Origin of the sequence: Paenarthrobacter sp. NPDC089675 (genome assembly GCF_044749185.1) — a bacterium.
Classification (GTDB): domain Bacteria; phylum Actinomycetota; class Actinomycetes; order Actinomycetales; family Micrococcaceae; genus Arthrobacter.
On the sequence record NZ_JBIVHM010000013.1, the window covers coordinates 68811 to 88279 of the forward strand.

Annotated in this window: 21 protein-coding genes; 17 read left to right on the forward strand and 4 right to left on the reverse strand. The window is 63.8% G+C overall.

Going from position 1 to position 19469, the window contains the following annotated elements:
* The first annotated feature begins 50 nt into the window (after positions 1-50).
* The 8 genes from ACIPY2_RS20410 (at position 51) to ACIPY2_RS20445 (ending at position 7234) form a co-directional block, all read left to right on the forward strand.
* Complete coding sequence (locus ACIPY2_RS20410; protein WP_400268223.1) at positions 51-395, forward strand: hypothetical protein; 345 nt, start codon at positions 51-53, stop codon at positions 393-395.
* 76 nt (positions 396-471) lie between these two features.
* Complete coding sequence (locus ACIPY2_RS20415; protein ID WP_400268224.1) at positions 472-1869, forward strand: cryptochrome/photolyase family protein; 1398 nt, start codon at positions 472-474, stop codon at positions 1867-1869.
* Positions 1870-2029: 160 nt separating this feature from the next.
* Positions 2030-3529 (forward strand): CoA-acylating methylmalonate-semialdehyde dehydrogenase, encoded by a 1500-nt coding sequence (locus ACIPY2_RS20420; RefSeq protein ID WP_400268225.1) that lies wholly within the window; start codon positions 2030-2032, stop codon positions 3527-3529.
* The gene (locus ACIPY2_RS20425) at positions 3529-4620 is read left to right on the forward strand and encodes an enoyl-CoA hydratase/isomerase family protein (protein WP_400268226.1); all 1092 of its coding nucleotides are present in this window, start codon (positions 3529-3531) and stop codon (positions 4618-4620) included. The genes ACIPY2_RS20420 and ACIPY2_RS20425 overlap by 1 nt, the downstream gene beginning before the upstream one ends.
* An 11-nt stretch (positions 4621-4631) precedes the next feature.
* A complete protein-coding gene (gene mmsB / locus ACIPY2_RS20430; protein WP_400268227.1) occupies positions 4632-5555 on the forward strand; it encodes a 3-hydroxyisobutyrate dehydrogenase in 924 nt (307 codons plus the stop codon).
* Between the two features lie 45 nt (positions 5556-5600).
* On the forward strand, positions 5601-6380 hold the full coding sequence (locus tag ACIPY2_RS20435; RefSeq protein WP_400268228.1) for an enoyl-CoA hydratase: 780 nt from the start codon (positions 5601-5603) through the stop codon (positions 6378-6380).
* A 32-nt stretch (positions 6381-6412) separates the two neighbouring features.
* On the forward strand, positions 6413-6700 hold the full coding sequence (locus ACIPY2_RS20440) for a DUF4190 domain-containing protein (RefSeq protein WP_400268229.1): 288 nt from the start codon (positions 6413-6415) through the stop codon (positions 6698-6700).
* A 300-nt stretch (positions 6701-7000) separates the two neighbouring features.
* Positions 7001-7234 (forward strand): hypothetical protein, encoded by a 234-nt coding sequence (locus ACIPY2_RS20445; protein WP_400268230.1) that lies wholly within the window; start codon positions 7001-7003, stop codon positions 7232-7234.
* A 100-nt stretch (positions 7235-7334) separates the two neighbouring features.
* Here ACIPY2_RS20445 and ACIPY2_RS20450 read toward each other — a convergent pair whose 3' ends face one another.
* A complete protein-coding gene (locus ACIPY2_RS20450; protein ID WP_400268231.1) occupies positions 7335-8135 on the reverse strand; it encodes an IclR family transcriptional regulator in 801 nt (266 codons plus the stop codon).
* A 154-nt stretch (positions 8136-8289) separates the two neighbouring features.
* Here ACIPY2_RS20450 and ACIPY2_RS20455 point away from each other — a divergent pair, with 154 nt between their 5' ends.
* The 8 genes from ACIPY2_RS20455 to ACIPY2_RS20490 all read left to right on the forward strand — a co-directional run bounded on the left by ACIPY2_RS20455 (position 8290) and on the right by ACIPY2_RS20490 (position 15576).
* Complete coding sequence (locus ACIPY2_RS20455) at positions 8290-8793, forward strand: tripartite tricarboxylate transporter TctB family protein (RefSeq protein ID WP_400268232.1); 504 nt, start codon at positions 8290-8292, stop codon at positions 8791-8793.
* A gap of 2 nt (positions 8794-8795) precedes the next feature.
* Positions 8796-10298: a tripartite tricarboxylate transporter permease gene (locus tag ACIPY2_RS20460; protein ID WP_400268233.1), complete on the forward strand. Its 1503-nt coding sequence runs from the start codon at positions 8796-8798 to the stop codon at positions 10296-10298.
* Positions 10299-10344: 46 nt separating this feature from the next.
* Entirely contained in the window at positions 10345-11346 is a 1002-nt protein-coding gene (locus tag ACIPY2_RS20465; RefSeq protein ID WP_400268234.1) for a tripartite tricarboxylate transporter substrate binding protein, read from the forward strand.
* Positions 11347-11381: 35 nt separating this feature from the next.
* On the forward strand, positions 11382-12014 hold the full coding sequence (locus ACIPY2_RS20470; RefSeq protein WP_400268235.1) for a methyltransferase: 633 nt from the start codon (positions 11382-11384) through the stop codon (positions 12012-12014).
* 107 nt (positions 12015-12121) lie between these two features.
* Positions 12122-12913: a DUF1932 domain-containing protein gene (locus ACIPY2_RS20475; protein WP_400268236.1), complete on the forward strand. Its 792-nt coding sequence runs from the start codon at positions 12122-12124 to the stop codon at positions 12911-12913.
* A 96-nt stretch (positions 12914-13009) separates the two neighbouring features.
* Entirely contained in the window at positions 13010-14347 is a 1338-nt protein-coding gene (locus ACIPY2_RS20480; protein WP_400268237.1) for a TRAP transporter large permease subunit, read from the forward strand.
* 9 nt (positions 14348-14356) lie between these two features.
* Positions 14357-14611: a hypothetical protein gene (locus ACIPY2_RS20485; protein ID WP_400268238.1), complete on the forward strand. Its 255-nt coding sequence runs from the start codon at positions 14357-14359 to the stop codon at positions 14609-14611.
* On the forward strand, positions 14608-15576 hold the full coding sequence (locus ACIPY2_RS20490) for a cyclase family protein (protein ID WP_400268239.1): 969 nt from the start codon (positions 14608-14610) through the stop codon (positions 15574-15576). The genes ACIPY2_RS20485 and ACIPY2_RS20490 overlap by 4 nt, the downstream gene beginning before the upstream one ends.
* A 4-nt stretch (positions 15577-15580) precedes the next feature.
* On the opposite strand, the gene ACIPY2_RS20495 is transcribed toward ACIPY2_RS20490, so the two are convergent.
* Both ACIPY2_RS20495 and ACIPY2_RS20500 read right to left on the reverse strand, forming a co-directional pair.
* Positions 15581-16090 (reverse strand): MarR family winged helix-turn-helix transcriptional regulator, encoded by a 510-nt coding sequence (locus ACIPY2_RS20495; protein WP_400268240.1) that lies wholly within the window; start codon positions 16088-16090, stop codon positions 15581-15583.
* A 36-nt stretch (positions 16091-16126) separates the two neighbouring features.
* Positions 16127-17845 carry an AMP-binding protein gene (locus ACIPY2_RS20500; RefSeq protein ID WP_400268241.1) on the reverse strand — a complete coding sequence of 573 codons (1719 nt, stop codon included), beginning with the start codon at positions 17843-17845 and terminating at the stop codon, positions 16127-16129.
* Between the two features lie 134 nt (positions 17846-17979).
* Between ACIPY2_RS20500 and ACIPY2_RS20505 the strand changes: the two genes are divergently transcribed.
* Positions 17980-19194, forward strand: a complete 1215-nt coding sequence (locus ACIPY2_RS20505) for an acyl-CoA dehydrogenase family protein (protein ID WP_400268242.1) — start codon at positions 17980-17982, stop codon at positions 19192-19194.
* Between the two features lie 35 nt (positions 19195-19229).
* Here the strand turns inward: ACIPY2_RS20505 and ACIPY2_RS20510 are convergent.
* Positions 19230-19469 (reverse strand): HNH endonuclease (locus ACIPY2_RS20510; RefSeq protein WP_400268243.1); only part of this gene is annotated, 240 nt, incomplete at its 5' end.

The window sequence follows — 19469 nt, forward strand, 5'->3', positions numbered from 1 at the left end:
CTCGCTGATGCAGACCGGCGGCCCTTATGTGATGGCCGGAGGCCTCTCTAATGACCGATACCCAAATTGGTGTATTCCTGCGCGAATGCGTGATCTACGAAGAAGACAACGAACAAGGCCTGGACCTGGAAGCCCTTTATGGCCTCTATATCAGCTGGTGCGTTTTGGGGAACAAGGTTCCCATCCCTGAAAGTGCCTTCCGCACCTCAGTGCGCCTGAACGGCGTGAAGCACCACAAACGCGAGGGCATCCGTTACTACCCCGGACTCCGGATGATCGGTGATGCCGCCCGCGACTACGTTCTCAACAGCGTCCCCCAGGAAGTGTATGAGGTGGTTGTTCCGCCGGTTCCCGTCCTCGATGACGACGAAGCGCTTCCCGCAGCGGCCGTCTGAGCTTGTGTACAGTTGATGCCCCTAAGATTCGTTCTTAGGGGCATCAGCTGTATTCAGACTGGGAAGAGGGACCCAAGTGAAGCCATCGATCGTCTGGTTCCGTGACGACCTGAGGGTCAGGGACAACCCGGCCTTGCGCGCCGCCGTTGATGACGGAGGGGCGGTGGCCCTCTATGTCCTGGACGAAGAATCGCCGGGAATCCGGCCACACGGCGGCGCGGCAAAGTGGTGGCTTCACCACTCGCTGGTTGCCCTGCGGAAGGACCTTGGGGAACTCGGCATCCCGTTGTTGTTGCGCCGCGGACCTGCCGCGGAGACTGTCCGTAAAACCACGACGGCGGCAGGTGCCGGTGCGCTGTACTGGAACCGCAGGTACGGCGAAGTCGAGCGGACAATCGACGCCGACATCAAGGCCTGGGCCGGTGAAGCGGGCCTGCACGTCGAGAGCTTCCAGGCGTCATTGCTTCACGAGCCGTGGAAGGTCGCCACGAAGACCGGTGGGCAGTACAAGGTGTTCACGCCGTTCTGGAAGGCCGTATCGTCGCTGGAATTCAGGGAGCCGCTTGATATTCCGGCCAAGGGGCACGGGTATTCCGGCGAGCTTCCTGCCTATGAGGACCTGGATTCCTGGCACCTCTTGCCTGCCACGCCCGATTGGTCGGGAGGACTGGCCGAACGCTGGACTCCTGGCTCCGCGGCCGGCCACCAAAGGCTCAAGGACTTTGTGGCCAAAGGCCTGAACGAGTATAAGGACGGACGCAACCGGCCGGACGAGGACGGTAGCAGCAGCCTGTCGCCGTACCTGCGGTGGGGCGAACTCAGCCCGTTCGAGGTGTGGCATGCCCTCGGGTCAAGGCGTTCAGAGAGTGCCTCGATCTTCGCTTCCGAACTTGGGTGGCGCGAGTTCTGCTGGCACCAGTACTTCCACAACCCGGATCTTGCCACTGCCAACCTGCGGACGGAGTTCGACCGTTTCCCGTGGGCCTGGCCGGGAGCGTCTCAGGGCGCCTCGGATGGAAAGCATCCCGGCCACGAGTCCGCCGCGGAAGAACTCCGTGCCTGGAAGAAGGGGCAGACCGGATTCCCCATGGTGGATGCCGGTCAACGCCAGTTGTGGCAGACGGGGTGGATGCACAACCGGGTCCGGATGGTGGCCGCGAGTTTCCTGGTAAAGAACCTTGGCATCCACTGGCAAGTGGGTGAGCAGTGGTTCTGGGACACTCTGGTTGATGCCGATCCCGCCTCCAATCCGGCCAACTGGCAATGGGTGGCAGGGTCCGGAGCGGACGCCTCGCCGTTCTTCCGCATCTTTAATCCGGAGGCCCAGCGGACCAGGTTCGATCCCCAAGGGAAGTACATCGCGCATTGGATTCCGGAGTTCGGGACGCCCGATTATCCGGCGGAAATCGTGGATCTCAAGACCACCCGCCAGGAGGCCCTGGAGGCGTACAAGGAGCTGAAAGAGGTTCACTGACGCTTGGTCAGGGGCCCGCGGGGAGCCTCTGGAAATTACTAGGAAGTCCGAGTATATTCGGGATCAGAGATGACCTGGATCACAGTTCCCATGTGTTCGCGCCGGTTCCCCGCACCCCGGGGAAAGGCAGTCATTCACGATGCAAAGGAGCATTTCCACCATGGTGCGCGAGCTTTCACACTACGTAGACGGCCAGAGGGTCGACGGTACCTCCGGCCGGTTCAGCGACGTCTATGATCCCTGCACCGGCGAAGTCCAGGCGCGGCTGCCGCTGGCCAGCGCCGACGAAGTAAGCAATGCGATCGCGAATGCCGAGAAAGGCCAGGTGGAGTGGGCAGCCATGAACCCGCAGCGCCGGGCCCGGATCCTGCTCAAGTTCGTGGATCTGGTCAACGAGAACATGGACGAACTCGCCAAGCTGTTGTCTTCCGAGCACGGCAAGACCTTCGCTGATGCCAAGGGCGACATCCAGCGCGGCATCGAAGTGGTGGAGTTCTCCGCAGGCGCCCCGCACCTGCTCAAGGGTGAGTTCTCGGACAGTGCCGGCCAGGGCATCGATGTGCATTCCCTCCGCCAGCCACTCGGCGTGGTGGCCGGAATCACCCCGTTCAACTTCCCGGCCATGATTCCCCTGTGGAAGTCCGGACCCGCGCTCGCGGCTGGAAACGCCTTCATCCTGAAGCCGTCCGAGCGCGACCCCTCCGTGCCCCTCCGGCTGGCCGAACTATACAGCGAGGCGGGCGTACCCAATGGCGTCTTCAACGTCATCAACGGCGACAAGGAAGCTGTGGACGCACTCCTGGAAGATCCCCGGGTCAAGGCCATCGGCTTTGTGGGTTCGACGCCGATCGCCCAATACATCTACGCCACCGCCGCCGCGCACGGAAAGCGTGCCCAGTGCTTTGGCGGTGCGAAGAACCACATGGTGATTATGCCCGACGCCGATCTGGACATGGCTGCCGACGCCCTGATCGGCGCCGGGTACGGTTCCGCCGGCGAACGCTGCATGGCAATTTCCGTTGCGGTTCCCGTGGGACAGGAGACCGCCGACGCCTTGGTTGCCAAGCTGGCCGAACGGGTCAAGGAACTGCGCGTCGGGCACAGCCTCGATAAGGATGTGGACTTCGGCCCGGTGGTTGCCGCTTCAGCCAAGGAGAGGATCGAGGGCTACATCCAGTCCGGCGTGGACGAGGGCGCCACCCTGGTGGCCGACGGCCGCGGCCTGACGGTGGACGGTTACGACGGTGGCTTCTGGGTAGGTCCCACGCTGTTCGACAACGTCACCAAGGACATGAAGATCTACAAAGAAGAGATCTTCGGTCCCGTCCTCAGTGTCCTGCGCGCCGCGGACTACGACGAAGCGCTAAGGCTCTGCAGCGAGCACGAGTTCGGCAACGGCGTCGCAATCTTCACCCGCGACGGTGACTCCGCCCGGGACTTCGCCAGCCGCGTGGAGGTGGGCATGGTGGGCATCAACGTCCCCATTCCCGTGCCGATCGCCTATTACACCTTCGGCGGCTGGAAGGCGTCCGGCTTCGGCGACCTCAACCAGCATGGCGCCGACGCCTTCCGTTTCTACACCAAGACCAAAACCGTCACCTCGCGGTGGCCGTCCGGCATCCGCCAAGGCGCCAGCTTCGTGATGCCGGCGGGCAGCTGATGGGAGACGTAGTTTCAGAAGACCTGCAGCAGGAAGACGTGCTCTTCGAGCGCCGCGGCCACTTGGGCATCGTGACGCTCAACCGGCCCCGGGCAGTCAACGCCCTCAATGCGGGCATGGTGAAAGCCATGCTGCAGCAGTTGGCTGCCTGGGCTGATGACGATTCCGTTGCCAATGTCCTGGTGCAGGGGGCCGGAGATCGTGGCCTGTGCGCCGGCGGCGACATCGTGGCCATCTACAAGGACATGCTGCACGGAGGTTCGGAGACGGCCGACTTCTGGGCTGACGAATATCGCCTCAACGCCCTGATTGCCAACTACCCCAAGCCGTACGTCGCCTTCATGGACGGGCTGGTGCTCGGCGGGGGCGTAGGCGTCTCTGCCCACGGTTCCGTCCGTGTGGTCACAGAACGGACCAGGACCGGCATGCCCGAAACCACCATCGGCTTTGTGCCCGACGTCGGCGGGACCCTGTTGCTTTCCCGAGCACCCGGTGAAGCGGGAACCCATGCCGCCCTGACGGGGGCACACCTCAGCGGAGCGGACGCCTTGTTCCTCGGACTCGCCGACCACTTCGTGCCATCCGGGAGCCTCCCTGCGCTGGCAGAAGAGTTGGAAAGCACGACGGCGGAGGCCGCCGTCGTACGTTTTGCCCAAGTGGCGCCGGACTCACCGTTGGCGGCGCAGTGCGAATGGATCGACGCCTGCTACACGGGCGATGACGCGGAAGAGATCGTGCACCGCCTGCGTGCGGCAGGGGGTGAAGCGGCTGCGGCGGCGGGCACCATAGAGGCGAAATCTCCGACGTCGGTCAAAGTGACACTGGAATCGTTGCGGCGCGTCCGCGGACTGTCCCTCGAGGAAGCCTTGGACCAGGAGTACCGGGTGGGGCTGCGCTGCCTCTCAGGCCCCGACTTCCGCGAGGGCATCCGGGCACAGGTGGTGGACAAGGACCGCAACCCGCAGTGGAAGCCGGCCACCCTCGCCGAGGTGACGGAGTCCGACGTCGAGAGCTACTTCGCGCCGCTTGGCGAGCGTGAACTGGGCCTTTCGGCAAGCCCGGCTGAACCAAGCCCGGTCCAATCGAGTTGAAGGAGAGTGTCATGACAGAAAACGCAGCATCGGCAACGGGGCTCATCGCTTTCCTGGGCCTCGGCCATATGGGTGGTCCCATGGCAGCGAACCTGATCAAGGCCGGTCATGAGGTCATAGGCTACGATCCCGTCCCCGCCGCCGTGGAGGCGGCCAAGGCGCACGGAGTGCCCATGGCGGCCTCCGCATCCGAAGCCGCGCGGGAAGCCGCGATCGTGCTGACCATGCTGCCCAGCGGCAAACACGTGCTGGACGCCTACCGCGGTGTGGGGGAACCGGGGCTGCTCAGTGTTGCCAAGCCGGACACCCTCTTCCTCGACTGCTCCACGATCAACGTCGATGAGGCCCGGGAGGCTGCCGCGATTGCGGTGGAGGCGGGGCACCGTTCCGTGGACGCGCCCGTCTCCGGAGGCGTGGTGGGCGCCGAAGCGGGCACGCTCACGTTCATGGTGGGTGCGCCACCCGAGGACTTTGAGACCGTGAAGCCGATTCTCGAGCTCATGGGCAAGCGGATTGTCCACTGCGGCGACCACGGTGCCGGCCAGGCCGCGAAGGTGTGCAACAACATGATCCTTGGTGTGTCGATGATTGCCGTCTCGGAAGCGTTCGTGCTCGGCGAAAAACTTGGGCTCACGCACCAGGCGTTGTTCGATGTCGCGTCGAATGCCTCCGGGCAGTGCTGGGCGTTGACCACCAACTGTCCCGTTCCGGGGCCCGTCCCCACCAGCCCGGCGAACCGTGACTACCAGCCCGGCTTTGCGGGGGCGTTGATGGCCAAGGACCTGCGGTTGGCCGTGAATGCGCTGGAGAGCACGGGAGTGGCCGCGGAGATGGGGCCGCTGGCTTCGCGCATCTACGACGCTTTTGCTGCCGGGGAGGGTGCTGGAAGGGACTTCTCCGGCATCATCACCGAGATCCGGGACAAGTCCGTATGAAAGGTTGGAACTGAACTGATGACGAGCTTGGCGGAGAGGGACAGCATGACGGAGCAGTACCAAAACATCGTGGTTGAACGGCGCGGCAGGGTGGGCCTGGTGACCTTGAACCGGCCGTCGGCGCTGAATGCGTTGAATACGGCGCTCATGAACGAGCTGGTTGAGGCCGTCACCGCGATGGACCGGGATCCCGGGACGGGAGCAGTGGTGATCACGGGCTCCGCGAAGGCTTTCGCCGCCGGGGCCGACATCAAGGAAATGTCCTCCAACAGCTACATGGAGATGTATGCCGCTGACTGGTTCCGGCACTGGGAGGACCTCACGCGCCTGCGCATCCCTGTGATTGCCGCCGTTTCGGGGTTTGCCTTGGGTGGCGGCTGCGAACTAGCCATGATGGCCGACCTCATTATCGCGGGAGACAACGCCAAGTTCGGGCAGCCTGAAATCAACCTCGGAGTTATCCCCGGCATGGGTGGTTCCCAGCGGCTGACCCGCGCCGTGGGCAAGGCCAAAGCCATGGATATGGTGCTGACGGGGCGCATGATGGACGCCGGGGAGGCCGAGCGGGCCGGACTCGTTTCCCGCGTTGTCCCTGCTGCGGAGGTGGTGGACGAGGCCGTGAAGGCCGCCGGGATCATCGCTTCCAAGTCCAAGCCCGCGACCATGGTGGCCAAGGAAGCCGTCAATGCTGCCTTCGAGATGGGCCTCGCCCAGGGCGTGCTTTTCGAACGCAGGGTGTTCCACTCCCTCTTCGCTACGGAAGACCAAAAAGAAGGCATGGCCGCCTTTGCCGAAAAGCGGGAACCGGAGTTCAAACACCGTTAGACTCCATGGCACGGACCTAATGGGGAGAGAACATGTCAACGGAGAGCGTTCGCGCCGAATCGGCGGATATTGGGACACAACCGGTCAATATGCTGGCGATTGTGGCTGCCGCCATGGGGGTCCTCGCCGTGGTGGGGTTGTTCCTTGCCGGAATGGCGATCATCGCTGTGTTCGTTGTTGGCGCAGGCCACGTGGCGCTTAATCAGATAGAACAACGGGGCGAACGCGGCCGGGTGCTTGCCGTCTCGGCATTGGTGATCGGCTACGGAATCGCCGCACTCTCCTTGGTCTCGGCGCTCATCTACACTTTCACCCGCTAGGACGCAGTTCACTCCCCATTCGCCGTCACGAACGGCTGCTCGCGCCGTCATATAGGCGGAACAGCAGCGACGGACGATTGAGGTGCGCCATGACCTGGCAATTCTGCGACAACGACTTGTGCCCCAAGGGCTGGCATTGGATTGACCTCGACGGGGTTGCAGACGCTTGTACTTTCCGTGTGCCCGACGTCGCCCCTGCCCAGCCTGCTGCTGTGGGTAGTAGGTGATTGCTAAGCATGCTGATAAAATGATCGTGCCGTGACAGAAAGACGTACAAGACTGGCCAACGGGGGTGGCAGTATGGCTGAGCGGAAGGTCCCGGACGTGATCAACCAGGAGACAATCCGGCGCGAAGCTTCAGGAGTTCTCGCCGATGGTGAGTTCTCCTTGACCGATTTATGGATCGAGTTCTTTGCCCGCGGTGGCATGGCCGGAATCGAAGAGTTTGAAGCCTTCATTCGCGGCATGATGCCCGTCCAGAACACTGATCTTCAGATCCTGGATGTGACCCTCCTGGAGCTCCAAAGCCCCTGAACCACCATCGGTCGCCGGGCATTGCGCAGATGCGGCCATGTCAGTGCACGGAGCCTTAGTACACCGAGCCTTAGTACATCAAGCCTGAGTACACCGCGCGCTAGTACACCGAGCCCTGCAGGAGCTCGGAAAGCCGGCCGGCTGCACGCCTGAGCTCCGGCACGCCCGCCCTTAGCGTAGTTTCCGTGGCGGATTCCACGGGGCTGGTCAGGGCGATCGATTCGCTGGGCCTGCCGTTTGGATTGGGGACCGCGACGGCCACCGAGAGGACGCCGGTGGCCCGCTCATCTTCCGAGTACGCGAAGTCTTCCCCGTCCTGCGGCAGCCGCGACCTGAGTTCGTCCACCGTGAAAGTGTCCTTCTCATGCCCCGCTGCAACGGCCGCAGCTGTTGTCTGTTCCAGCTCTTCAGCAGAAAGCGCGGCCAGCAGGATCTTGCCGGCGGCGCCGACCGTCAGGGGAAGGCGCTTGCCGAGGGGGAGGTCGTAACGCAGTGGCGATTCACCGTCCACCCGGGCCACAAGGATGCGTTCCTGGCCGAGGCGTGTGTAGAGCGAAGCGGTCATTCCTGTCTGGGCCGCAACCTGCTGGAGGATCGGCCGGGCGGCAACCACCAGGGGATCGTTCTCGATATAGCTCCGCGCTGCGGGGAGCACGGCAGGTCCCACACGATAGGACTTGTCCGTCTGGCTCACCATGCCGAAATCCTGGAGGACCCGAAGGATCCGCAGGGTAGTAGGCAGGCTCATGCCGCAGGTGCGTGCCAGATCGCTGAGCCGCTGGGGGCGTTCCGCGCGCTGCAGCTCGGCAAATACTTCCAAGGCCCGGGACAGGGAGCGCATGTTGGCGGCCTTGGGGCCATCCTCGGCGGCGCCCGATGAGGGCAGGGAGCTGGCGGTCATCCTTTCATTCTATGTAAGTTCCTTGCGCTTGACATGGTTTGTGGCTCCTGTCACTATTTCTCTATACGCAATGTTCTTTCATTCTATGAAAGACGCGGCCACTCAATGTAAGAGTCGGCGGAATGCAAAGAACTTCCAAACGTGAGAAGGAATCATGACAACGGAGTCACTCATGACCGAGCCCGAAACCAAGGCCCGCGTCGCGAAGTCCGTGCTGGCAGGTATTGGCGCTTTCACCGCTGTAGGTGTCTACGTACTTGTCAGCTCCATCGGACTCGGCCTGTGGACTTCCCTTGGCCCGGGGCCAGGGTTGTTCCCTTTTGCCATGGGCATCCTGCTCGTGGCCATGTCCATCGTGTGGTTGCTCCAGGAGCTCCGGAACCCCAGTGAGGCACCCGGGGGAGCGGACCGCGGGCTGGTGATCGCCGTCGTCGTAAGCCTCGCGGTACTCGCCGCGGTCCTGGACCTGATCGGCTTCCAGCTGAGCATGTTCCTCTTCCTGCTCTACCACCTGAAGGTGCGCGGACGCCGGGGCTGGATCTCCTCGCTGATCATTGCGCTGGCCGGCAGCGTTGGCGCGTTCTACGCCTTCAACTACGGGCTCAACGTCACCCTGCCCGCAGCCGGCATCCCCTTCCTGAACTCGATCGGACTCTAGACGTGGAAACCCTCAATGAACTGATCGGCGGCTTCGCTGCCGCCATGACGTGGCAGAACCTGGTCTTCGCTTTCCTCGGCTGCCTGCTGGGAACCATCATCGGAGTGTTGCCCGGCATCGGTCCGGTAGCCGGCGTCGCACTCCTGATCCCGCTGACAATGAACCTCGATGCCACCGGCGCCATCATCATGCTCTGTGCCATCTTCTACGGCACGGCCTATGGCGGAACCATCACCAGTGTCCTGCTGAACACCCCCGGCGAAGCGGCGTCCGCAATCACCACCATCGACGGTTATGCCATGACCAAGATCGGCAAGGCCGGAGCGGCCCTGACGATTGCCGCCGTTGGGTCCTTCGTGGGCGGAACCATCGCCACACTCGGCCTCGTGGCTGCCGCCAAGCCGCTTGGTGAGATGGGCCTGCTGGTCGGGCCGCCGGAATTCTTTGCCCTCATGGTGGTGGGAATCTCGCTGCTCGTCGCCCTCGCCGGCAAGTCCATGGTCAAGGCGCTCATCTCCGGCGCCTTGGGCCTCCTGATCTCCATGGTGGGAATCGACCCTGTGGCGGGTGCTCCGCGCTTCACGTTCGGTTCGGACAACCTGCTGGACGGCGTCAGCTTCGTGGCCGTGATTGTGGGTGTCTTCGGGCTCTCGGAGATCCTTTCCTACCGGAAAGACACCGGCGCCTCGATCGTCCACGCACCCGGCCTGAAGTCGCTGCTTCCCAACCGGACCGAATGGCGCCGCAGCGCTCCCTCCATGGCCCGCGGCACGGGCATCGGCTTCGGCCTGGGCCTCATCCCCGGCATGACCGGCTCGGTCTCCTCGCTCCTTGCCTACGGTGCGGAAAACAAGTTCTCCAAGCACCGCAACGAGCTGGGCAGCGGCGCCATCGAAGGTGTCGCAGGACCGGAAACGGCCAACAACGCCCACGCCAACGCTGCACTGATTCCGCTGTTTACCCTGGGCATCCCGGCTTCGCCGACCATCGCCGTACTGATGGGAGCGTTCCTCCAGCAGGGCCTGACCCCGGGACCTACGCTGTTCACGGAGCATTCGGAGATCGCCTGGGCCATCATCGCGAGCCTCTTCATCGGCAACCTGCTGCTGCTGTTCCTCAACGTGCCGCTCGTGGGACTGTGGACCTCCATCCTCCGGGTACCTGCCTCCATCCTGACCGCCCTCATCCTGCTGTTCATGGTGATCGGCGCGTACACCATCAACTTCAATGTCTTCGATGTGTTCGTCATGATCGCTTTCGGCTTGCTCGGCCTTGCCTTACGGCACCTCGACATTCCCCTGGCACCCATGGTGCTCACGTTGGTGCTCGGCCCGCTCATGGAGCGTTCGCTGCGGGAATCGCTGGAGATTTCCCAGGGCGACTTTGGGATCTTCCTCAACCGGCCCATTTCGGTAGTGCTCATCGGCATCGGGGTCCTGATCGTCCTGAGCCCGCTCCTGAAGCTGCGCAAGCCCAAGGCACTTACTGAAGACCCCGAAACCTAAACCAACCCCACTCCCACCCCAACCCATGCTTCAAAGGAGAAGACCCATGCCTCGTGCACGCATCATCGCAGCCTTCGCTGCAGTCACCCTCATGGCACTCACAGGCTGCGGAGCCAATGCCGGCGCCGCAAACAAAGCCGCCGACGATTTCCCCAAGAAGGGCAAATCGATCGACCTGATCGTCTCGTTCTCCTCCGGCGGGGCCGTGGACACCGCCGCCCGCCTGGTGCAGCCGATCCTCGAGAAGGAGCTTGGCACCAACGTAGAGGTGATCAACAAGCCCGGAGCCGGCGGGCAGATCGGCTACACGCAGCTGACCAGTGCCAAGCCGGACGGCTACACCATCGGCGCCACTGGTTCCCCGTCCGTCGTCGTATCCCCGCTCGATCCCGCCCGCGGCGCCAAGTACACGCGGGACAGCTTCCAGCCGCTCGGCCGCCAAGTGATCGACCCCACCGTGATCGCCGTGCAGCCGGACAGCCCTTACAAGTCGCTCAAGGACCTCCTTGAAGCTGCCAAGGCAAAGCCGAAGTCCATGACGGCCAGCACCACGGGCCTGCAGACCGGCGAGCACTTCGCGCTCGCGCAGATACAGCAGACCACCGGAGCCGAGTTCGCGCCCGTCCACTTCTCCGAAGGCGCTTCCCAGGCCACCACCGCCTTCCTCGGCAAGCACGTGGAGGTCCTCGTGGCCAACGTCAGTGACGTGACTGACCTGACCAAGCAGGGCAAGGCCCGCGTCCTCGGCGTCATGACCGGCGAGCGTGCACCGTCCTTGCCGGACGTTCCGACCTTCAAGGAGTCCGGCTACGAAATCGAAGCCGGCACGGTTCGCGGCTACTCCGCACCGGCAGGCCTGCCGGACGCCGTCGCAAAGAAGCTTGAAGCAGCCCTCCAGAAGGCGATCGAGGATCCCACGGTCGTCCAGAAAATGAAGGACCTTGGCCTGCAGACGAGCTACCTCAACGGCGCCGACTACAAGGCCTTCTGGGCCGGCCAGGAAGACGGCTTCAAGAAGGTCCTGCCGCTGGTCCAGAAGAAGGACTAGCCCCAAAAACAGCCACTATCCGAAGGAATACCACCATGACTGCTCCCGTCCTTGAAGACCTCGACACTGACTTCCCGCGCCCCGGGCAAGACGTTGTTGAGCGCCTCGCCAAACTCCCGGCAGCCAACATCGGCGATGCCATGGACCGCCTCGGAGTGGCCGACTCCGCCATCCAGGCCGTGTGGACCGGCGCCCGCCTTGCCGGGCCGGCCTACACAGTATGGACGCGCCCCGGTGACAACCAAGGCATCCACCGGGCGTTGCAACTGGCACAGCCCGGCGATGTGATCGTCGTAGCCGGCGGCGGAGACGAGACGCGTGCATTGCTGGGTGAACTGATTGGCGAACGGGCCATCAACCTCGGCATCTCCGGCTTCGCCCTGGACGGTGCCGCCCGCGACGCCGAGGCACTCGCCGAGATCGGGATGCCGGTGTTCGCCCGCGCCATCACACCGGCCGGCCCCTACAAGAACGGCCCATCGAGGCTGGGCGGTCCCGTTGCGTTTGGCGGCGTCCCGGTCATGCCCGGCGACATCATCATTGGCGATTCGGACGGCGTGGTGGTGGTCCCCCGGGAACAGGCCGCCGCCGTCGCCGAAGCCGCCGAAGCCGTCTTCGCCGACGAAACCAACCGCCGCGCCGCGATCATCGCGGACCGCCAGAAGTAAACCAACAGAAGCAGCTGCAACCCGCCTGGACCTGCCGGACCGAAACGTTTTCCGGCCCGGCAGGTCAGCGCCAGCGCGCCCACTGAACACACAGGAAAGACAAAATCATGACAGTTTGCACCGTCATTGGCCTCGGAGAAGCCGGAGCCACCTACGCGGCGGCATTGGTTGCCGCCGGACACAAAGTGACCGGATTCGATCCGATCGCTCCCGAAACGCCAGAGGGCGTCACCCGGGCTGCGACTGCGGCCGAAGCGTGTGCCGGGGCGGACATCGTCCTGGTACTGACGGGGGCGGCGGCAGCACGCAGCGTGGCCGCGGAATGCCTTCCGGTCCTTGCCGAGGGCAGCTGCTACGCGGATTTCACGTCGTCGTCGCCGCACGTAATGGAAGAGCTCGGCCAGCTGCCTTCGCAGGCAGCCTTTGCCGACGTCGCCATCCTTGGCCCCGTCCCCACGCAGGGCGCCAAAACTCCGCTGATGGTCAGCGGCCCGGGCTCCCAAGCGGTCGCAGCGCTGCTCGCTCCGCTGGGTGCCGCCGTCGAAATCGCCGACGGCGAACCGGGGGCCGCCATGGCGCATAAGCTTTTGCGGAGCGTCCTGATGAAGGGGCTGGCCTCGGTGGTCGTTGAGGCCGTCACCGCCGGAAGGGCCGCTGGACTGGAAACGTGGATCCGTGACCAGATCGCACGCCAACTGGCCGGTGACGGGCAGGCCGTGATCGACCGCTTCCTTGTGGGTACCGCCAAACATGCGCTGCGGCGCTCAAAGGAAATGCAGGACACGGCGAGCTACCTCGCCGACGACCTGAACGTGCCGGCGGAAATGACGACGGCGGCAGCTGCGGCCTTGGTGCGGATGGGCAGCGAAACGGCAGAGCCGGCAGGGGCTTTGCGCTGAACCGGAGCCTTGCGCTGAAGGCTTGAGCAGGAAGAATCGGAATAAGAGAACAATGAAGTACTCACCAGCAACGCAATTCCTGTCAGGAGCAGCAACATGATCGGCATTTGGGCCCTCGGAGCCTACCTTGCCGTCATCCTGCTCTGGACCACGCTCCTGAAGCGCAGCGTGGGGGAGGCCATGATCATCGGCTTCCTGACGGTGTTGCCCTTCACCGGCGCAGCCGCGCTCCAGGTTGGCTGGGCTTCGCTGTACTCGGCCATCACTGACGAGATTGTCTACGCCACCATGGCGTTCGTGTTCATGGGATATCTCCTGGACAAAACCGGAGTGCTGGACAAGCTGATCGACCTGTTGAACTCGCTGATCGGCGGTGTGAAGGGCGGCCCCGCGTGGGTGTCCACGGTGGCGTCGGCCGGGCTCGGCGGCGTGGTCCACAACCAGGCCGCGATCGCCGCGACTGTTGGCTCGGTGACCATCCCATGGATGGAGAAATCGAAACTGGACAAGCCCGCCGCGGCTACGCTCGTTGCCGGCAATGCGGGCATGGGCATCACCTTCCCGTTCAGTGCATCCATGTTCGTACTGGTGGGATCGGCCACGGTGGGGCCGCTGCTGAACATCAACGACCTCGTCGTGCCGCTGCTGGTTGGTGGGTTGTGGTGCTTCCTCCACCGACTGATCGTCACCTGGCTGCTGGTGCGCAAGAGCGGAATGGCGCCGCTGGATCCCGAGCACCGCCTGGCTGTGCGCACTGCGTTCGGCCAGGGCTGGGCAACATTGCTTCTCTTCGTCGTGGTGGCGGTTCCCCTCATCATCACCTCCGGTGCCATTGCCTCGGCATTGTCCGACTGGACCGGAGGGGACATCACGAAGTCCCTCAACATCATTGTGTGGATTCCCGTGGTGCTCATCATTACTGGCGCCTTGTTGGGCCGGAAGCTGCTGCCCCGCAACGGCCGGGCGTGGTGGGAACTGCTGCAGAATTCAGCGCCGCGGTTTGGCGTGGTGGGAATAACCGTGGTGTTCGCGTTCGCCGGTGCCAACGCCCTGGCTGCAACCGGATTGCCCAAGCAGATGACGGCGCTGTTGGGGCAGATGAACCTGCCTTTGTGGCTCCTTGCCATCCTGATCGGGCTGATCGTCATCGCGGTCGCTGCGCCGCTAAGCGCGACGGCGACCATGGCCGCCGTCGGAACTGTCGGCGTCGCCACCCTGGTAGCGGCAGGCGTCCCGGCGACGACGGCTGCCGTGGCGGTGCTGGTGTTTTCCTCCTGCGAAGCGGCGGTTCCGCCAGGTGGTGCCCCGCTGTACGTGGCCTGCGGCATCGCGGACGTCAACCCGATCAAGACCTTCTCCAGGCTCCTCACTCACTACGCCTTCCCCCTGCTGGGCATCGGTGTGCTGATTATCCTGGGCGTCCTCCCCATCTAAGGAACATCCATGCGGCAAATACAACGAGTCATCCAAGCAACCTTCGTCATCACCCTCGGCGCGCTACTGGCCGGAGGCGTGCTGTTCGTGGCCGGCCAGGCCGCCGGACTGGTGGTGGGCCAAGGCAGTTGGCTGACGTTCCTTAACGACTTCTTCAAGCCGGGCATGTGCATTGCTGCATCCATCTGTGCCGTAGCGGGCTTCCTTCTGAGCTATGGAAGCCGGGAGGTCGCCGAAGTGAAAGAGGAAGTGACCGCGCGATGAGCTACCCGACTTACGCCCGGCTGCTGCAACGGGAAGGCAAGCTGGCCGGGACCTCCTGGGAGCTCTTCCCCGACAAGGACCGCGGAACTCCGTCGTTCATTACCCCCGAAGCGGTCTTGGAAGCGAAAAGCTGCATCCGTACCGGAACGGTTTTCGGCCTCGACTATCCGGCCGACGCCTTCGATCCCGGGATGTCCCTCAAGCGGGGCGCACCCCGGCACATCATCTATTCCGCACACCCGGCCCATCGTGACGACTACCTGGACGGCTATTACCTCCAAGGGTCCACGCAGATCGACGGACTAAGGCATCGCAGGGCCGATGACGTGGGCTTCTACAACGGCACGCCGGACGTCCTTGTGTGCGAGGGCACTGCCGAGCTGGGCATTCAGGAATGGGCCGAGAAGCCCATTGTCGGCAGGGGCGTGCTGGTGGACCTGGACGGATACCGTTCCGCGCACGGTGACGCCATCGACCATGCGGCCGGCGAACCGCTCGGCCTGGACCTGATCCGGACCGCGATTGAAGCCCAGTCGGTCACGTTGAGGCCCGGGGACATCCTCATGCTGCACACAGGCTGGTGCGAGTGGTTCCTTGGGCTCCCTGCCGGGCAAAAGCAGGAAGTCAGGGCCAGCCGGAAAGCCACCGGGGTGGAACAATCCGAAGAATTCGTGGCTTGGGCCTGGGACAACCAGCTTTCCGTGCTTGCGGCGGACAACTTCGCGTTCGAATGCCTGCCCGCCGTGCCGGACAGCCCATTCCGCGAGTCAGCGCCCAACGATGACGGGATGATGCACCAGCAACTCCTCGCCAAACTGGGCATGCCGCTGGGCGAGCTCTGGAAGCTGGGACCCTTGGCCCGGCACCTGCGGGCCACGGGCCTGTGGGAGGCGTTCGTCAGCATCAAACCGCTCAACATCGTTGGGGGAACGGGATCGCCCGCCAATGCCACGGCACTTACCTGAGGCGCTAGTCCTCCGTAAAATCCCCGGCATCCCTGCGGAAGGCGCCAAGCACGCGGATCAGGTGCTCGACGTCGTCGTCTCCGAAGCCCGACTTGCCGAAGACTTCCGCGTTGAGTGCCGTCGTCGCCTTCTTCGCGAGCGTGCGGCCCTCCGGCGTGAGCTCGATCAGGGTGGTGCGGCCGTCCGTGGGGTGCGGCGATCGCGTCACCAGCGCGGCCCGTTCCAAACGGTCGACGGCGTTGGTCACCGAGGTGGGATGGACCTGCAGGAGGGCGCTGGCCTTGTTCATGGGCAGCGCGCCGCTGCGGGCAAAGCTCAGCAAGGCGAGCAGTTCGTAGCGCGCGAAGGTCAACCCGTAGGGCTTGAGGACCGTCTCGATGCGTGCCAAGAGGATCTGCTGGGTACGCATGATCGCCGTGATGGCGGCCATGGGCGCGGCAACATCGCCCCAGCCATGCCGCTCCCAGTTGCGCTGGGCGTCGGCGATGGGATCGCGGGGGAGTGGTGTGCCCATGGGCCTTCTTTCCTCGGCTGGTCTTTTGCTGGATGCCTAGTCTCTCAGGCCCGGGAACTCTTCCTCCGTATATTCGACGCCGAGGCCGGCCGGGAGCGGACCATCACTGTGCCGGGCCACCTCGGTCCCCCTGAGTTCCACGCGCCGGATTTTGCCCGAAATGGTCTTGGGAAGCTCGCTGAACTCAAGACGCCGGATGCGTTTGAAGGGCGCAAGATGCTCTCTGCAATAGCGCAGGATATCCTCCGCCACCGCTGGGCCTGGCTCGTAGCCGGCCGCCAACACCACGAACGCTTTGGGCACCGAAAGCTTCACCGCGTCGGGTGAAGGTACGACGGCGGCCTCCGCCACTGCGGGGTGTTCGATCAGGACGCTTTCGAGTTCGAAAGGCGACAGGCGGTAGTCGGAGGACTTGAAGACGTCGTCGTCCCGGCCCACGTAGGTGATGACGCCGTCGGCGTCCCGGCTGGCCATGTCGCCGGTGTGGTAGTAACCGCCGCGGAAGGCTTCCGCCGTCTTTGCTTCGTCGCCGAAGTAGCTCTTCATGAGTCCCACGGGCCGGGGGTCCAAGCGCAAGCAGAGTTCGCCGTCGTCGGCCTCCTCGCCGGTGAGCGGGTCGACAAGCACGACGTCGTAACCCGGCAGCGGGCGGCCCATGGAACCGATCTTCACGGGTTGGGCTGGAGTGTTGGCGATCTGGACGGTGGTTTCCGTCTGGCCGAAACCGTCGCGGATGGTGACGCCCCACGCTTCCTCCACTTGGCCGATGACCTCCGCGTTCAAGGGTTCGCCGGCGGAAACTACTTTGTGGGGCGGGTTTTTCAGTTGCTTCAGGTCCGCTTGGATGAGCATGCGCCACACCGTGGGAGGGGCGCAGAAGCTGGTGACGCCCTCGCGGTCCATCTGCTCCATGAGGGCTTTCGCGTCGAAGCGTTCGTAGTTGTAAATGAAGACGCACGCTTCGGCGATCCACGGGGTGAAGACATTCGACCACGCGTGCTTGGCCCAGCCGGGGGAAGCGACGTTGAGGTGGACATCGCCGGGCTCGACGCCGATCCAGTACATCGTGGACAGGTGGCCCACGGGGTAGGAAGTGTGGGTGTGTTCCACGAGTTTGGCCCGTGACGTGGTGCCTGAAGTGAAGTAGAGCAGCAGTGTTTCGTCCGCCGTGGTGGGGGCGTCGGGCGTGAAGTCCGTGCCGGCGTCGTATGAATCCGCGTACTGTTTCGCGTCATTGTTGGCGCGTTGGGAGCCCACCTCGATCAGCGTGTAGTTGCCCTCGACGTCGGCGAACTTGCCGATGTTGGCGCTGCCGACCGCCACCCACGAGGCGCCGCCACGTTCCACGCGGTCCTGCAGGTCGCGGGCACCCATGAGGGTAGTGGTGGGGATCATGACGATGCCGAGCTTGATCCCGGCGAGCATGAGCTCCCAGAGTTCCACTTGGTTGCCGAGCATGATGATCATGTGGTCGCCGCGCTTGACGCCTTGGCTCCGCAGCCAGTTCGCGAGTTGGGACGACCTTTTCGACAGCTCCTGGTAGGTACGCCGCGTGGAACTGCCGTCCTGCTCGACGATGACCAGCGCGGGCTTGTTTCCCCGCTCCGGGTTTGCGGCGAGCTGGTCAAACCAGTCGAGGGCAAAGTTGAAGTGCTCAAAGCGCGGCCACTCAAATTCGCTGTGGGCCTGCCGGTAGTCCTCGCGGAGCTCGAGCAGGCGGTCGCGGGCCGCCCGGAAATCGTCGGTGACTGTCATAGTCCGCCTTTCGCTGGGGCTTCGTTGCCGTGAGTCTGCGCGGTGGAGCAGCCTAGTGATCCACATCACCTTGCAATATACTAGGACATCCAAGGGTTTGGAAGAGCCCGCGCGGGACATGACGAAGGGGTCACATGCTCGACGAGAAAGCCGGAACCGCCACAAGCGGGGCAGCTGCAAAAAACGTCCTTCCTCCCTATCCGGAGGCGGATCTGATGCACGTGGTGGACCTGCTCCCTGCCAGGGAACAGGCCCGCTATGCGGAGGTGCGTGAGTTCCTGCAGTCGCGGGTCCGGGCAGCCAGCATCGACTACTGGAACCGGGAAGAGTTCCCCTTCGGCCTGCTGGCGGATATGGCAAAGTACGGTCTTGGTGGCCTGCAGACCGATGGCTCCTCGAAGCTGTTCAAAGGCCTCATGTATACCGAGATCGCCCGGGCCGACGTATCACTGTCTGCCTTGGTGGGAATCCATAACGAACTGATTGTCGGGATGATCCACGAGCTCGGATCGGAGGAGCATAAGCAGCGGTGGTTGCCTGGCCTTGAGACCTTTACGCAGTTGGGCGCCTTCGCGCTGACCGAACCGGACCATGGATCAGACATCGCCGGAGGGCTCTCGACGACGGCGCGACGCGACGGCGGCGAATGGGTCATCAACGGTGCCAAACGCTGGATCGGTGCCGGAACGATTGCCGACTTCGCCCTTGTTTGGGCCCGCGACGAAGCTGACGGGCATATCAAGGGCTTCATCGTAGAGACGGATCGTCCGGGGTACTCCGCGACCAAGATCTCCCACAAGATCGGGCTGCGGATCATGCAAAATGCCGACATCCTCCTTGATGAAGTCCGCATTCCCTTGGATAACCTGCTGCCGGGCGCCACGGAATTCTCCCGGGCCAACGATCTCTTGCGCGACTCCCGCGCCTGGGTGGGGTGGCAGGCGGCGGGAATCCAGCTGGCGGCTTTTGATATTGCACGTTCCTACTCCCTGAACCGTTTCCAATTTGGCAGGGAATTGGCCCGCTTCCAGCTCGTCCAGCAGCAACTGGCTGACATCCTCGGCAATGCCCACGCTTCCTTGTCCTTGATGGTTGAACTTGCCCGGATTCAGGAAGCGGGGAAGCTCGAGATGGTTCAGGCTGCCATGGCGAAGGCGACCACCACCCGCTTGGCCCGTTCCTCGGTGGCGATGGGGCGTTCCCTCCTTGGCGGGAACGGAATCACCACGGACTACGAGATGGGCAAGCTGTTCGGAGACGCCGAGATTCTCTACACCTATGAGGGCAGCTACGAGATCAACTCCATGATCGTGGCCCGGGCGGTGACGGGTAAGTCGGCGTTCGTGTGAGGTGGGCTTTCGCCTGGGCATACGCGCGCAGAAGCTTACCTGCGCTGCGGTGTGTGGTGGTTGCGTTGGGGTGTTTGGGTGGGGTCCAGGTGTGGTGGTGGGGTGTACCAGGGGATGCCGTTGTTGGTGGTGATTTTCCATTGTTCTTTGTGGATGACGTGGTGGTGGTGGGAGCAGAGCAGGGTTGCGTTGTTGGTGCTGGTGGGTCCGCCGTGTGACCAGTAGGTGATGTGGTGGGCTTCGCACCAGGGTGCGGGGATGGTGCAGTTGGGGAA

Bases quoted from the DNA above. Each gene is read 5' to 3' on its own strand.
- mmsB (WP_400268227.1), top strand. From the start codon at position 4,632: ATGACAGAAAACGCAGCATCGGCAACGGGGCTCATCGCTTTCCTGGGC.
- ACIPY2_RS20490 (WP_400268239.1), top strand. From the start codon at position 14,608: ATGAGCTACCCGACTTACGCCCGGCTGCTGCAACGGGAAGGCAAGCTG.
- ACIPY2_RS20500 (WP_400268241.1), bottom strand. From the start codon at position 17,845: ATGACAGTCACCGACGATTTCCGGGCGGCCCGCGACCGCCTGCTCGAG.
- ACIPY2_RS20455 (WP_400268232.1), top strand. From the start codon at position 8,290: ATGACAACGGAGTCACTCATGACCGAGCCCGAAACCAAGGCCCGCGTC.
- ACIPY2_RS20425 (WP_400268226.1), top strand. From the start codon at position 3,529: ATGGGAGACGTAGTTTCAGAAGACCTGCAGCAGGAAGACGTGCTCTTC.
- ACIPY2_RS20450 (WP_400268231.1), bottom strand. From the start codon at position 8,135: ATGACCGCCAGCTCCCTGCCCTCATCGGGCGCCGCCGAGGATGGCCCC.
- ACIPY2_RS20495 (WP_400268240.1), bottom strand. From the start codon at position 16,090: ATGGGCACACCACTCCCCCGCGATCCCATCGCCGACGCCCAGCGCAAC.
- ACIPY2_RS20480 (WP_400268237.1), top strand. From the start codon at position 13,010: ATGATCGGCATTTGGGCCCTCGGAGCCTACCTTGCCGTCATCCTGCTC.
- ACIPY2_RS20445 (WP_400268230.1), top strand. From the start codon at position 7,001: ATGGCTGAGCGGAAGGTCCCGGACGTGATCAACCAGGAGACAATCCGG.
- ACIPY2_RS20470 (WP_400268235.1), top strand. From the start codon at position 11,382: ATGACTGCTCCCGTCCTTGAAGACCTCGACACTGACTTCCCGCGCCCC.
- ACIPY2_RS20440 (WP_400268229.1), top strand. From the start codon at position 6,413: ATGTCAACGGAGAGCGTTCGCGCCGAATCGGCGGATATTGGGACACAA.
- ACIPY2_RS20505 (WP_400268242.1), top strand. From the start codon at position 17,980: ATGCTCGACGAGAAAGCCGGAACCGCCACAAGCGGGGCAGCTGCAAAA.
- ACIPY2_RS20485 (WP_400268238.1), top strand. From the start codon at position 14,357: ATGCGGCAAATACAACGAGTCATCCAAGCAACCTTCGTCATCACCCTC.
- ACIPY2_RS20435 (WP_400268228.1), top strand. From the start codon at position 5,601: ATGACGGAGCAGTACCAAAACATCGTGGTTGAACGGCGCGGCAGGGTG.
- ACIPY2_RS20410 (WP_400268223.1), top strand. From the start codon at position 51: ATGACCGATACCCAAATTGGTGTATTCCTGCGCGAATGCGTGATCTAC.
- ACIPY2_RS20420 (WP_400268225.1), top strand. From the start codon at position 2,030: ATGGTGCGCGAGCTTTCACACTACGTAGACGGCCAGAGGGTCGACGGT.
- ACIPY2_RS20475 (WP_400268236.1), top strand. From the start codon at position 12,122: ATGACAGTTTGCACCGTCATTGGCCTCGGAGAAGCCGGAGCCACCTAC.
- ACIPY2_RS20465 (WP_400268234.1), top strand. From the start codon at position 10,345: ATGCCTCGTGCACGCATCATCGCAGCCTTCGCTGCAGTCACCCTCATG.